Raw genomic sequence first — 13,103 nt, 5'->3', positions numbered from 1 at the left:
CCATTATTTGTTATAGACCAGAATTTGATTCAATGTGTTTAACGACTTCCTTCATTTTGTTTCCCTCTCCATATTTGGTTATATCAAAATAGTCCTCGTGCTCGTATTGATTAACATCAATATCCAAATCGTGAAATATTCGATGCAAAAAAAGAATATGTTCCTTTTCTTTATTGTTCTCAACAATAAAAGTGGCTAATGATTGAATATGAATTAAGTCCTTTTGCAGTGATTCTTTTTCCCCTATTTCGTTTAAAGAGATTAATAGTAATTGCGCAAATTTCTGTTGATCCTCCCAATTAAGCGCCTCGATTCTTCCCCAGCCAGTTGTGTCATTATAAAACTGATGCCCTTTTTGAATAAATTCTGAATGACTAACAAATGGTTCTGATGCAATCTCTACTTGATTTTCAATCATTTTTTCTCCCTGAGAGGCTAACACAGCTTGTCCTTTTACTTGATTTCCAAATGGTTCCGTTTTAATAGCTATCACCCAAACACTTGCGGCGACAACCAAACACAAACAAAATGTAAATAAAACCCAATAGCGTTTAACAAATAAACCCACAAAGTCACCTCCGAGCCTAACATCGTTTCTTTCCTGTTGTATATCAATGGAACGATAATTTAGCCTAAGTATAACAAATAGAATATTCAATCAATAATAAAACGCTCTAAAGTGACGATTTTTCACCAGAGAAAAAGGGAAGATTTCCGCTTTTCAGCAAGAATCTTCCCTTTCATTGCAGCTTATTGATTTCGTAAATTCAATAACTTTTGTTTTAATTCATTTTCCATCGAAACTAATTCCTGTTCAGCTTGATGACGTTTCGTACGTCCTTCTGCTTGAATGCGGAGTGTTTCTTCTAGAGTTGAAACTAGATTTTCCTGTGTTTTCTTTAATGTTTCAATGTCAACAATGCCACGTTCATTTTCCTTAGCTGTTTCAATTGTATTCGTTTTTAGCATTTCTGCATTTTTCAATAATAATTCATTTGTTGTTTTTGAAACTTGTTTCTGAGCCTCAACCGCATGCCGCTGACGGATTAATGTTAATGCAATGGCAATCTGATTTTTCCAAAGTGGAATAGCCGTCATAATTGATGATTGAATTTTCTCGACTAATGCCTGATTTGTATTTTGAATTAGTCTGATTTGTGGTGCACTTTGTGTTGTAATTTGCCTGCTAAGCTTTAAATCATACATCCGCTTTTCCAGTCGGTCCGCAAATTGGAGCATATCATTGACATCCTGAAAATCCATTTGATCCTGACTTTTTTCGGCCTTCCTTTTCAGCTCAGGAATGGTCTTCGTTTGCAGCTCTTCAAGCTTAAGCTCACCTGCTGCAATGTATATATTAAGAGCTAAAAAGTACTCTTTATTTTTTTCGTACAGCTGTTCAAGCATCATATTATCGGTCATTAATGCTTTTTTACAATGATCAAGCTTTACACTGATTCGGTCAATTTGGGCACCCGTCTTTTGATATTTAGACAGAACTTCATTGACAGAAGATGAAATTTTCCCAAATAACTTCGAGAAAATGTTACGCTTTTCTGGCTGCAGTTCATCTGGATTGACCTGTTCAAGTTTTTTCATTAAATCAGATAATATATCTCCTATTTCACCGACATCCTTATTCTGCACATGTTCAAGCATGGAATGAGAAAAACTTAATAATTTTGATTGCGCCTGGGTACCATAAAGGGCAATGGCCTGGTGATTACGCGGATCAATTTGCTCTGCAAGCCCCATCGCCTTTTGTCTATTTTCCTCTGTCAAGGTCTCAAGTACCCTCATGGGCTTCTCCTGTTCTTTTTGCAGTTCCATTGTGTTGCTTGCTATTTCTAATTCACCAAACGGATTGTCTAATAAACTATCTATTTCAGTAGAAGGTTTTCGTTCGGACATTATTATCGCCCCCTGTTATCTTTATCAGTCGGACTTTGAATCAAGGTTTTTTTAGCAAAATCTAATTCAAAGTTTAAATTATCAATATCATCTTCTAAAACAGCATATAAATCCTTCTCTAATGTATCGGTAAGTCTATTCATCATTATTCTCGTATCCTGCAACGAATGAGTCAGTTCAGGTGTTTTAGCCGGCTGTGAGTGCAGGAAGGCATACTTTTCCGATATTTCAACAAGCGAATCCAAATTCTTGTAGTAAAAGCTTTCAGCCTGATAAAAGCGTTTTGGTTCTTTCTTTGTAATCGCATAGATTTTGTTTACTAAGCGAACCGTTTCTAGATTTTGCTTCATATTTGTTAGACTTCTAGTACGAAACATGGCTTTTTGCAATCGGTTAATTTTCAGCTTCGCTTCTTTTAAATTCTTTTTAATGTACTGATATTCCCTTCTCGTAAGACCATTCTCCCGTAAAAATGTGGAACGATGATACCATTTTAAAAGAAAACCAACACACGCTCCGCCTAATAATCCATATAAAAGCGATATAACAAGACTTTGATCAAATGCCAGATAACTAATCAGCCACACGATAACAAGAGTGGAAGCACCTGCAAATGAGCGAAACAAAAATTGAAAAAAAGATTTCATAACAAATCGACTCCTGTTCTGCCTATCTTTAACGTAATTAAAATGACCATTCATTAATCATCATATTATTTTATAACCGTTCTCAAGATTAATTCGAATATGATAATATTCATACGAAAAAGACATAAGAAGGTTTCACTTTCACCTTTATTTTAAGCGAGCTTGTCGATAATTGCTACTTGTTTGTATCAAATTGAATACTAAGCAGTATGCTTGTCTAAGTCTTGAGGCTGAGTTCGCGGAATACATAATAGTATTACTATTCATGAGGAATAAACCTTCTAATCAAATATGGAGTGTTTAACCTGCCAACACTCCATTTAGATTGTATGATTTGAATTCTTCTCATATTGTAGATCCATAATCTTTTCATGTAAAATATCTTCGATGATGGAGTGATAGCCTAAATATTCACAAAGTACATAATCAGGACCTTGACCCGCTTTGTTTTGATTAATCATTTTTTCTATTTTCTTCATAAGTATGCCTGTGAAAAAAAGGTAAGGAATGACAAAAACCTGCTCAGGAGCTGCTTGTTTCGTCCTTTCTAAGCCTTGTTCAAAGCTCGGTTCTGCAGCGGATAAGAAACAAACCTCCACCCGCTTTATGTTTGATTTTTTCTCTAACATTCTTCCAATCATCGTTAAGTCTCTTTTTACATCAGGGTCACTGCTGCCTCGACCCACTAATAACACCATTGCATTTTCTTTTATTGGGACAGACGTTTCGGCAATTCTCTCCATTAGGATTTCAATCATTTTCTCATGTACCCCAATTGGACTTCCGAGCCTTACATCTATTTCTGGAAAACGAGCTTGCAAAGACCTGAGTTCAGATGGGATATCTTCCTTTGCATGTGCAGCAGTTAAAAGCAGGATTGGCACAGCAAAAATCGTTGTGGCCCCCTGTTCAACACAGCGCTCAAAACCTTGCTCTAAGCTTGGTTCTGCTAACTCAAGAAACCCAATCTCCTGAATGGGCAGATTGACCTTTTGCATCACTTTTTGTATAAAAGCAATGGCTTCATCCGCAGCTTGCCTCACCCTACTGCCGTGACATATAAATAGAACAGCATTCATTTTAAATTCATTCACCTACTTTTAGAGAGAAAAATAAAAAAACAGCTGTTTTCACTTATCCTCTCAACCCTTACACTTATTTTTAATTAAAACAGAAAAAAGAGGAAAATATCATCTTCCTCTTTTTTCATTATTAACTTTCTATGCTCAGATTAAATCATTTTCCTTTAAATATTTTATAACTTGTTCAACACTTTCTTCAATTGTGCTATTATTCGTTTCAATGACAATTTCCGGGTTTTCCGGCTCTTCATACGGAGAGCTGATTCCTGTAAAGTCCTTAATGATTCCTTGTCTCGCCTTTTCATAAAGACCCTTTGGATCACGTTCTTCACAAGTATCAATTGGGCATTTTACATAGACTTCAATAAATTCTTTCTCAGCTAATAAATCTCTCACAAGCTTTCTGTCTGCTTGGAATGGTGATATAAACGCAGTTAAAACCACCTGACCGGCATCCACAAAAAGCTTTGAAACCTCACCAATTCTTCTGATATTTTCCGTACGATCTTCTTCAGAAAAACCTAAATCTTTATTTAGACCATGACGAACATTGTCTCCATCTAACACATAATTTCTAACCTTTTCACTATATAAGCGGCTCGCAATTGCATTCGCAAGCGTTGACTTGCCTGACCCAGATAGACCAGTAAACCAAAGAACGAAGCTGTTATGTCCATTTTGACTTCTGCGGTCTTCCTTTGTAATCGATTGTTCATGCCAAACGACATTTGTACTTTTGCTCAAAAGATTCCCCTCCATTTATTAAGATTGAACAGCGTGGCGATTCAATCCATTAATTAAAATTTCTACAACCTCTTTACGGCTGAACGTGCTTGGAGGTATTTCTCCATTACGAAGCATCTCTCTAACCTTTGTTCCCGATAAAATCACGTGGTCTTCTTTTCCATGAGGGCATGTTTTAGATGACGCCATATTTTCACATTTTGTGCAATAGAAGCTGTGTTCAAAGAACATTAGCGTAATTCCTAATTCATCTGCAGTAAAGTTGCTAAAGATCTTTTGCGCGTCATACGTACCGTAGTAGTTGCCTACTCCGGCATGATCGCGGCCAACGATAAAGTGTGTGCATCCGTAATTCTTTCTTACCATAGCATGGAATATCGCTTCTCTTGGACCTGCATAACGCATTGCTGCTGGAAATACAGCTAAGAACACACGATCTAATGGATAATAATTCTTTAATAGTGCTTGATAGCTTTCCATTCTTACATCTGCAGGGATATCATCAGATTTTGTTTCTCCTACAAGCGGATTTAAGAAAAGGCCGTCTACTGTTTCAAGAGCTGTTTTTTGAATATATTCATGGGCACGGTGAACAGGATTTCTTGTTTGGAAACCAACAACTGTTTCCCAGCCTTTTTCAAGGAACGTTTTTCTTGTTTCGACAGGATCTAGATGGAATTCACCAAACTGCTCTCTTTCAATACGTTTTACTAATGTTATTTTACCGCCAACATAAACATTGCCTCGATCAAACATTTTCTTAACTCCAGGATGCTCAAGATCCGTTGTACCATATACATTTGCAGCTTCTTTCTCTTTATCTGGAGTATAGATATCTTCAATTGTAATAACGCCATATGTTGAACCTTTATATTCTAAACGAACTTCTTCACCAACTGAGATTGCGCTTGCCTTCTCAGAAGAAATCGGTAATGTAATAGGAATACTCCAAACATGACCTGTTGCAAGGCGCATATTATTCACAACAGATTCATAATCCTTTTCTCCAAGAAATCCTTCAATTGGGCTATATGCACCTGTTCCAATTAGCTCTAAATCACTTAAACTGATATTATCTAATTCTATTACTTTTTCAATAGCTGAATAATCATATTCAGCATTCCAACGATTAATTAATGTTCCACCATGAGGTATACTTAATGCCATTTCAAATTCCTCCTAATTACATTAAACATATTTTTTTAGTATGAATTAACTTTAAAGTAGAGAACTTATGTTGAATGAAATCAAATTCCTTCTCCATTTTCATAATATGAGCGTTTATCCTGTTGAATCGTTTTAACTAAACTTAATATTCCAAATGTTGCTGCGCTCACACTTAACAAAACTATGACAGTATAGATATCCTTGTCAACAAATAACTTCATCAGACCATATGAAATGACTAATGAAAATACTGGTGACACAACCCATACCTTTACAATTTTACTAATTACTTGCTTATTAACAGTATTCTTTCCCTTTTTTGCAACCCCAATTCCCATAATGGCTGTGCTGGTGACCTGTGTAAGTGGAACCGGAAGGCCAAATATGGATGCGATGATGACAAGTAAAGAGCCAGTGCCTGAAATCGTTACACCCTCAAGTAAAGTAAATCTTGTAATCTTCTTTGCATTAGTTTGCAGGACATTCCCGCCAAGAAACATCGCGCCAGTTGCAATACAAATCCCGCCTAAAAGTATACCAGTACTCATTGAAACAAGATTCGCGCCGACTAATGGTCCGATGGCATTCGCCACATTATTCATTCCGGCTGAAAATGCCTCTAGAAAACCAACAATAATAACAAAAATAGTTAATACTTTTTGAGCCTTTTTTTCTTTTAATTGTGGATACTTACGATTCACATTTGTGATTACCTTCCCCAAAAGAAACGCCATGGTAAAACCTACGACAGGAACGATAACCCAAAAAGATGCGATTACTAAAATATTATCAATGAATAATGCCTGCTGTGCAATTCCAACACCGACAATGGAGCCAACAGTAATTTCACTTGTCGATAGTGGAATCCCCAGTAGATTCGCAATAAACAATGAAATAGCAGCAGAAGATAAAATAATTAAGACTACTTGAGCATTTAAGATATCAGAAGGAATGATACCTGATCCAATGGTTTCGGCTACTTCTCTTCCTCCAATGACTGCTCCCAAGAAAATGGCAATTCCACATACGAGTAATGCATTTTTTCTTGTTTTGATTGCTCCTGATCCATATGCCACACTAATGGACGCTGCGGCTCCACTCGCACCAATATTCATGGCAAAAAACAGTGCCACTATAGCTGCTATATAAGTCAATGTCATGTTCGTTTACCTCGTTTATTGATGAAGTCCACATTCAGTTTTGTTTGTTCCTGTCCATCTCCCTGATCTTAAATCATCCATATTAATAGCAGCTGAGGTACAAGGCGCACACCCTATACTTGGATAGCCATTATCATGTAACTTATTATAATCTAACCCATTTTTATGAGCATAGCGCCAGATATCCTTCCAAGTCCAATGGATGAGTGGACAAATTTTTACTGATTTAAACTTATTATCCTTATTAATAAACTCGGTTTTTTGACGTGATTCAGACTGTTCTCTTCTTAATCCCGACAGCCAGGCTGTTGCTCCAGATAGAACTTCATTTAAAGGAATTATTTTACGAATTTCACAGCATTTATTTGGATTTGACTTCCAAAGTTCTTCACCAATTTGTTTAGCTTGTTCTTCCAATGTCAGACTTGGTTTCTTCAATTCAATTTGCAAAGACGGATAACGCGCCTTTACCTTTTCAATTAATTCATATGTTTCAGTAAAATGCAAGCCTGTATCTAAAAAGACCACTTTTGCTTTTTCATTTACCTTAGCAATTAAATCAATTAAAACAATCCCCTCGATACCAAAACTGCAAGCATAGACTAACTGATCACCATAATGGGAATAGCCCCATTTTAATACTTCAAGTGCTCCTTTTGTTTCATTATCATATGAAAATTCAATTAATGGTGAATGATCTAAATTTTCATAGGTTAATAATTCTGTCATATCATTACCTTCCTTCCTGTTGAAATATTCTGCGAAATTTGTTAAATAACCATTATTTGTCCAAACTGCCTTATATACTAAAAAAGACAGCCTTAACCAATTTCTAGTCAGTCAAAACTGCCTCTAGTTTTCTAGTCAGCAATTACGTATTTATTTCAGTCTTACTTTTTCAACTTTTTCCAATTGAATCACCTTGCCATCTTGAACAACAAGGGTAATTGATCCATATTTCAAATCCTGAAGCATCCTCTCAAGCTGCTCAAACATCTTCTCATTTGTATTCATGTTTACCACATGAACTCCTCCCTTCAAGTAAAGTGGAACAGATTTCCGTTATTCGTCGAGATTGCACGAAAAACTTCCACTTGTGAAAGATGGTTTAGGTAAACACTTTCCCCTTCTTTCAGGCTGGTTCGAAATGTTTGGATTATACAGCTGTTTTAAGTATTATTCAGTCTAACATATGAAGGACTTCCCCCTCATATTTGACTTATTTTTTTAAATTTTATCATAAATCCAAACATTGTCAATAAGTTTTTCTATGAAGTTACTCGGAATTAAAATATAACTATATAAGTTATACTATGAAATTACTCGGAATTAATTTCATAGCTAATGTTACCATACAACATCTGCTTGGTAAATCCCTATTTAGACATAATTTTAAAAAATTATATTACATAAACTATCTTCTTTCTACTTAATAAATACTAATAAAAAATAGCAGCAATCATTCGTATGAAGTTCTATCGAATGATACTGCTATTTTTATTTTTCTTCTAATTTTATCCCTCAACTAAATCGGAAATTGGTACTGTTGTTTGTTCATCCAGTGGTCCACGCAAATTAACAGTTACAGTTGTCCCATCTTCATTCAATTTATCAATCCAAACAGATGCTCCATGATATTTTACTTCAATGTTTGCAGAAGATGATAGAATTTGTTTTACCCTGTTTACATCCATCGTTATACCTCCTTTTTCGTCATCAGTATAGTATTTTCATTTCATTCCATTCTTATTCTTGAAATGACAAAAAATAGTCGTACAATACTACATTTGTGAATACATATGTACAAGCATCATACAAAGACGGGGTGAATACATGGGGATATTTTTGAGCTATTTGTTTTTAGGACTATCCTTAGCTGCTCCAATCGGACCAATTAATGCAGCTCAGCTAGATAGAGGGATTAAAGAGGGTTTTCTAAATGCTTGGATGGTTGGTATTGGAGCAATGATTGCCGATATGCTTTATATGGCTGCTGTTTACATGGGAGTTGTGCAATTTCTTGAAATTCCAATTGTTAAAACTTTTCTTTGGTTATTTGGTTTTTTCGTCCTTGTATACACAGGAATTGAGTGTATAGCAGGAGCTGGGAAAATTGTCACTCAATCAAGAAAGAGCAAGGGAGAATCCATCCATAAATCATTTTTCTCGGGATTTATTATGTCCTTATCAAATCCATTGACCATTCTTTTTTGGCTTGGAATATACGGTTCAGTTCTAGCCAAAACAGCACATACATACGATGCAAGCCAGTTAATGTTATACAGTTTCGCTATTTTCACCGGTATTACCATATGGGATTTATTCATGGCTCTACTAGCCAGTTCCTTTCGAAAATTATTGACAGCAAAAATACTTGTCGGCATTTCAATGGTTTCCGGTCTTTCATTAGTTGGATTTGGTTTTTATTTCGGGTATGAAGCTGTTAAACTCCTCTTCTTTTAGCCATCTATACCATGATGACCAATTCCTTTCCTTTTTCCGTAAAAGGAATAGGAATTGGCACTATTTACTTTTAAATTTAGAAGCTAAAAAGTAGGTAATTGATCTAAATTATTTTCTTTAATGCCATCTGGTTCACTGCGAATAATATCTCTTCCATATTTATGGAAGACATCAATATGAGCTATGTTTCCTGCTTTAGCTTCATTCAGAGCCGTAATATAATCCAATTCCCTCCCATTTTCTGTTTTAAATGCAATAATATCTCCATCATCATTCTTTCGGACAGCTACAATCACTTCTTTCGCCGAATTCTTACTGTCGCTTATCACGTCCATTTGAGCTTGACCTTCTGCCTGCTGCTTATATTGTTTATAGATTTGATTGTAATCCTTTGTCTCCAATAGAAACCCCTCTTTATGATCCGTTTTTTAAATTCTTTAGCACCATCGGCATTTCTTTTTCTTCTTTTTTATTTTTCATTGACTGTTGATTTTCTTTCGGTTTTGGTGATTGAAATCTCGCTATGTCCATTCCATCAATAATATTTGTCAAGGTAGCACCCCTTACATTTAAATATTATTTTCCTTAGTATTCCCATTATTGTTTCCGTCTTTTTCCTCTGAAACCGATTCTAAACCATAACCGGTTGAACTTAATTCTAATACCTCTCTAACTGTCTTTTGATTCATGTATTGGGAAGAATCTCCCTCAAATGGAAAACGATCCTCTTTATCCATATTGAATCCCTCCATCCTTTTTATTTATATAAAGCTTTTTTCATTTCTTTTCTTATATTGTTCTATTCGAATGGAATCATACGAAAATCATATAAAGAATTTCTAAGTCTGACTAACACAGAAAACCGCCATTAGAAACATACATCTGTTTCTGTAATGGCGGTTACAACTTGATTCACTTATGTAGCAAAAAGTTTACTTTTCGTCTTTTCCCATATCATTTTCGACCATATATTTCAGGATAGATAACTTATTACTCCAGAATCTGTCGTAATAAGAGAGCCACTCTTTTACTTCTGTTAAAGGTTCCGGACAAAGTTGATAAATTTTTTCTCTGCCAACCTTGCGCCCTTTGACTAATTCCGCATCTGAAAGAATATGAAGATGCTTTACAACGGCAGTCCGACTTATCGAAAAATGAGAAGTGATTCTTGAAATAGGTAATTCCTCTTTAGCGAGTAATCTTAATACTTCTCTTCGTGTCGGGTCAGCTATCGCTTGAAAAACATCATGTTTTACAGCAGCCACTTATCCCTCAACCACTTGTTTAAGCTTTTGAACAATGGCAGTCCAACCTTGTTCCATTCGGTCTCTAATGACAGCACTTGTCTCATTTGCTTTACCAATTATTTCATCAGGATGTTTCCATCCAGCGTGAATCAGAGTGAACTCCGTCTTGTCACCTAAATCCTTTAATAAGAACGAAAGAACCCAGCCCTCTGTATCCCAGGTAAAGGAAACTTTAGTTGGTTCATCCACTTCGATTACTTTGCATGGAGATGGACCGAATGGAGATTGCAAATGAAATTCATGACCGAGTTTCGGTTCGAAATCATTTGGCATAAACCATGAAGCAATGCCATCTGCATTAGATACTCTCTCCCACACCTTTTGAATAGGTGCCTCAATAATAATTGTCTGTTTAATATCTTCTAGAGTATGTTGATTCATCTATTCGTGCTCCTTTATTAAAAATGAAACCATTTGGTTTTGTTTTTAATAATATAATACCTTTTGGTTTCATGTCAAACCAATCATCCTTCAAGTAATTAATAATTCATTACAATTATTATCACCCAACATATTCATATTTTTGTTTAAATCAACTAATCCGTTCTACTAAAAAAAGCGACCTTCATCATTGAAGAATCGCCTTTCATTAATTATCCTGCTGTTCGAATATAACAACTACTAAAACTCATGTTTAGAAAAAGGTAAAAAGAATTTAACCCCTCTTTTGTTAAACGGCAACATTTTCATATCGGCTACTAAATGACTTATATAGCCTGCCATACAACAAGCAAAAGCTCCCTCAATACCAACCGAGAACTCAAATTGATAGGCAATCAAACCAAAGTATAGAATTCCTACTATTGAATGAGTATAACTTCTATGCGGAACCAAAGACGCCGCAATAATAAAGGTTCCCAATAGCCATAACCAAGTTTTACCTAATGAAAATCCTGCAATTAGCACAATAATTCCTGTAACGGTTAACATATGTCTTTGTTTAATGAAAGAAGATAGGAGAATAATACCAACCCCCAACGCTACTCCTAACCACTTTGATGTTTCATTTCCATCTAAATAACTATAAACCATCAGCAGAAAGCCGATTATACAGACAACAGTTCGTATAATTTTGTAAGATATCGTTATTTTATTACTTAATTTCCCATTAATATCAAGGTCAGGAATTAATCCTGTCACTGCCCCAAGACCAACAAATAAAATGGTTGTCGTTAAGTCTGTTTGTATGACGTTAGAAACAATGAATCCCGATGCAGCGCCAATTGCAAAATGTGCTGAGCCCTTCAATTTCTCTCCCCCTGAAATACCACATTATGTATATTTAAAAATAAAAAATAAAAAAGGAAACAGCAACGCCGCTTCCTTACTTGCTTATTTTACGGTCCGGACGGGACTCGAACCCGCGACCTCCTGCGTGACAGGCAGGCATTCTAACCAACTGAACTACCGGACCATTGCGGGGACAGGATTTGAACCTGCGACCTTCGGGTTATGAGCCCGACGAGCTACCGGACTGCTCCACCCCGCGACAATAGAAAAATATGAACGAGCATACTTATGTTAACAAGGTCTGCTTCCATATCTTGAAGCTTTTCCAATCAGCTTCTTTTTTGGTACAGTTTTCATTAACTCTTAACATACTATAGTATAAATTCATCGAAGTCAACCTCATTGTTCATCTTTTCTGAACTTAGTTAATCATTTAATTAAGAATTTCCTTTTAATTAAGAATTTCCTTTTATTACTTACAACACTATCGCCTGCTTGGAATAGAAGAAAGTGAATATAAAAAAGGCAGCCGTACATAATAATAAAAGTTGTTGTTCAACTTATTGGACTAAAGATTAATAGACTTACGCAAGGAATAAGGAGGATTTAACTTGGACCGAAAGCAATTAGAAAAATTGGGTGATGAGTTGAGAGAAATTGGCCATAAACGCCGTCAATTAGCTGAGCAAATTTTTAACGAGGTTCAGGAAGGAGACAGTCGTTCCTCAACAGCGCTTTATCAGGAATTAAGTCATATTTCAGATCAAGCTATCGATATCATTACTCGTCAAAAGGAAATGTTTGATGAGGAAATACAAAATAATATTTAACAATGATTGCCTTCACATAGAAAGATTTCTATATCTTGCGTGAAGGCTTTTTGATATTTATTATTTATTAAAGTCCTTAAAAAACCACTTATGATTTAAGTGTGACAAGTAAAAAGTAAGACATAAAGTGGAAAAAGTCCAATACCACTTCCAATTCTTATAGGAAATTAAGTTCGTGAACCTGACCGCAAACAATTCAAAGGAAGTAATAAAGGCTGAGTATACACAATAATATAATATTTTCAAGATGCTGCTTCTTTTTTCTGGGTAGTACAGATTAAATAATACACAGAAGGACGGAAAGATAAAATATTCAAAAGTGAAGCTTGATTTCGTCGCTTTCCTAAAGAATAAGCGAGATGGATAACTAATAAGCCCCTTCTCAACTACTAATAGTCCAAAAAACCAGGTCATAAATTGCTTTGAGAGAAAAATGACCTCTGCTTCCCGAATTCTATTTCGATTCTATTTCGTTTGACGAATTTTAATAAGAGTAAAGACATAATAACCCAAGATGTGACTTCGATGATCCTGTCTACCTTATTTTTTCTCAAGTACACTC

The 13,103-nt window shown here is 35.5% G+C and carries 19 protein-coding genes and 2 tRNA genes; 2 read left to right on the top strand and 19 right to left on the bottom strand.

The window, feature by feature from the left end:
* Positions 1 to 10 precede the first annotated feature (10 nt).
* The 10 genes from F4V44_RS17710 to F4V44_RS17665 all read right to left on the bottom strand — a co-directional run bounded on the left by F4V44_RS17710 (position 11) and on the right by F4V44_RS17665 (position 8,405).
* Positions 11 to 568 carry a hypothetical protein gene (locus F4V44_RS17710; protein WP_150441334.1) on the bottom strand — a complete coding sequence of 186 codons (558 nt, stop codon included), beginning with the start codon at positions 566 to 568 and terminating at the stop codon, positions 11 to 13.
* A gap of 182 nt (positions 569 to 750) precedes the next feature.
* A complete protein-coding gene (locus F4V44_RS17705; protein WP_396897504.1) occupies positions 751 to 1,830 on the bottom strand; it encodes a toxic anion resistance protein in 1,080 nt (359 codons plus the stop codon).
* A gap of 83 nt (positions 1,831 to 1,913) precedes the next feature.
* Complete coding sequence (locus tag F4V44_RS17700) at positions 1,914 to 2,558, bottom strand: 5-bromo-4-chloroindolyl phosphate hydrolysis family protein (protein WP_150441332.1); 645 nt, start codon at positions 2,556 to 2,558, stop codon at positions 1,914 to 1,916.
* Between the two features lie 320 nt (positions 2,559 to 2,878).
* Positions 2,879 to 3,637 (bottom strand): sirohydrochlorin chelatase, encoded by a 759-nt coding sequence (locus tag F4V44_RS17695; protein WP_150441331.1) that lies wholly within the window; start codon positions 3,635 to 3,637, stop codon positions 2,879 to 2,881.
* Between the two features lie 147 nt (positions 3,638 to 3,784).
* Entirely contained in the window at positions 3,785 to 4,399 is a 615-nt protein-coding gene (gene cysC, locus F4V44_RS17690; RefSeq protein WP_150441330.1) for an adenylyl-sulfate kinase, read from the bottom strand.
* Between the two features lie 3 nt (positions 4,400 to 4,402).
* Positions 4,403 to 5,551 carry a sulfate adenylyltransferase gene (gene sat / locus F4V44_RS17685; RefSeq protein ID WP_150441329.1) on the bottom strand — a complete coding sequence of 383 codons (1,149 nt, stop codon included), beginning with the start codon at positions 5,549 to 5,551 and terminating at the stop codon, positions 4,403 to 4,405.
* Between the two features lie 80 nt (positions 5,552 to 5,631).
* Entirely contained in the window at positions 5,632 to 6,711 is a 1,080-nt protein-coding gene (locus F4V44_RS17680; RefSeq protein WP_150441328.1) for an inorganic phosphate transporter, read from the bottom strand.
* 15 nt (positions 6,712 to 6,726) lie between these two features.
* Positions 6,727 to 7,440: a phosphoadenylyl-sulfate reductase gene (locus F4V44_RS17675; RefSeq protein WP_150441327.1), complete on the bottom strand. Its 714-nt coding sequence runs from the start codon at positions 7,438 to 7,440 to the stop codon at positions 6,727 to 6,729.
* 150 nt (positions 7,441 to 7,590) lie between these two features.
* The gene (locus tag F4V44_RS17670; protein WP_150441380.1) at positions 7,591 to 7,725 is read right to left on the bottom strand and encodes a YezD family protein; all 135 of its coding nucleotides are present in this window, start codon (positions 7,723 to 7,725) and stop codon (positions 7,591 to 7,593) included.
* 500 nt (positions 7,726 to 8,225) lie between these two features.
* Positions 8,226 to 8,405, bottom strand: a complete 180-nt coding sequence (locus F4V44_RS17665; protein ID WP_150441326.1) for an H-type small acid-soluble spore protein — start codon at positions 8,403 to 8,405, stop codon at positions 8,226 to 8,228.
* Between the two features lie 139 nt (positions 8,406 to 8,544).
* On the opposite strand from F4V44_RS17665, the gene F4V44_RS17660 reads away from it, so the two are divergent.
* Positions 8,545 to 9,174 carry a LysE family transporter gene (locus F4V44_RS17660; protein ID WP_150441325.1) on the top strand — a complete coding sequence of 210 codons (630 nt, stop codon included), beginning with the start codon at positions 8,545 to 8,547 and terminating at the stop codon, positions 9,172 to 9,174.
* Between the two features lie 83 nt (positions 9,175 to 9,257).
* Here the strand turns inward: F4V44_RS17660 and F4V44_RS17655 are convergent, their stop codons facing one another.
* The 8 genes from F4V44_RS17655 to F4V44_RS17630 form a co-directional block, all read right to left on the bottom strand.
* Complete coding sequence (locus F4V44_RS17655; RefSeq protein WP_150441324.1) at positions 9,258 to 9,575, bottom strand: DUF3892 domain-containing protein; 318 nt, start codon at positions 9,573 to 9,575, stop codon at positions 9,258 to 9,260.
* 13 nt (positions 9,576 to 9,588) lie between these two features.
* A complete protein-coding gene (locus F4V44_RS27470; RefSeq protein ID WP_191090741.1) occupies positions 9,589 to 9,726 on the bottom strand; it encodes a hypothetical protein in 138 nt (45 codons plus the stop codon).
* A 17-nt stretch (positions 9,727 to 9,743) separates the two neighbouring features.
* Positions 9,744 to 9,911: a hypothetical protein gene (locus F4V44_RS27465; protein WP_191090740.1), complete on the bottom strand. Its 168-nt coding sequence runs from the start codon at positions 9,909 to 9,911 to the stop codon at positions 9,744 to 9,746.
* A 195-nt stretch (positions 9,912 to 10,106) separates the two neighbouring features.
* Positions 10,107 to 10,439 carry an ArsR/SmtB family transcription factor gene (locus tag F4V44_RS17650; protein WP_150441323.1) on the bottom strand — a complete coding sequence of 111 codons (333 nt, stop codon included), beginning with the start codon at positions 10,437 to 10,439 and terminating at the stop codon, positions 10,107 to 10,109.
* Complete coding sequence (locus tag F4V44_RS17645; RefSeq protein ID WP_150441322.1) at positions 10,440 to 10,862, bottom strand: SRPBCC family protein; 423 nt, start codon at positions 10,860 to 10,862, stop codon at positions 10,440 to 10,442.
* A gap of 240 nt (positions 10,863 to 11,102) precedes the next feature.
* Positions 11,103 to 11,729 (bottom strand): metal-dependent hydrolase, encoded by a 627-nt coding sequence (locus F4V44_RS17640; RefSeq protein ID WP_150441321.1) that lies wholly within the window; start codon positions 11,727 to 11,729, stop codon positions 11,103 to 11,105.
* A gap of 92 nt (positions 11,730 to 11,821) precedes the next feature.
* A tRNA-Asp gene (locus tag F4V44_RS17635) sits at positions 11,822 to 11,895 on the bottom strand.
* A gap of 1 nt (position 11,896) precedes the next feature.
* Positions 11,897 to 11,970: transfer RNA gene (locus tag F4V44_RS17630), tRNA-Met, on the bottom strand.
* Positions 11,971 to 12,322: 352 nt separating this feature from the next.
* On the opposite strand from F4V44_RS17630, the gene F4V44_RS17625 reads away from it, so the two are divergent.
* Entirely contained in the window at positions 12,323 to 12,541 is a 219-nt protein-coding gene (locus F4V44_RS17625; RefSeq protein WP_150441320.1) for a hypothetical protein, read from the top strand.
* 60 nt (positions 12,542 to 12,601) lie between these two features.
* Here the strand turns inward: F4V44_RS17625 and F4V44_RS28415 are convergent, their stop codons facing one another.
* Complete coding sequence (locus F4V44_RS28415; protein WP_396897503.1) at positions 12,602 to 12,955, bottom strand: CBO0543 family protein; 354 nt, start codon at positions 12,953 to 12,955, stop codon at positions 12,602 to 12,604.
* Positions 12,956 to 13,103 lie beyond the last annotated feature (148 nt).

Origin of the sequence: Niallia endozanthoxylica, assembly GCF_008710145.1 — a bacterium.
Taxonomy (GTDB): domain Bacteria; phylum Bacillota; class Bacilli; order Bacillales; family Cytobacillaceae; genus Bacillus_BD; species Bacillus_BD endozanthoxylica.
This window is presented reverse-complemented; position numbering and strand designations above follow the sequence as displayed.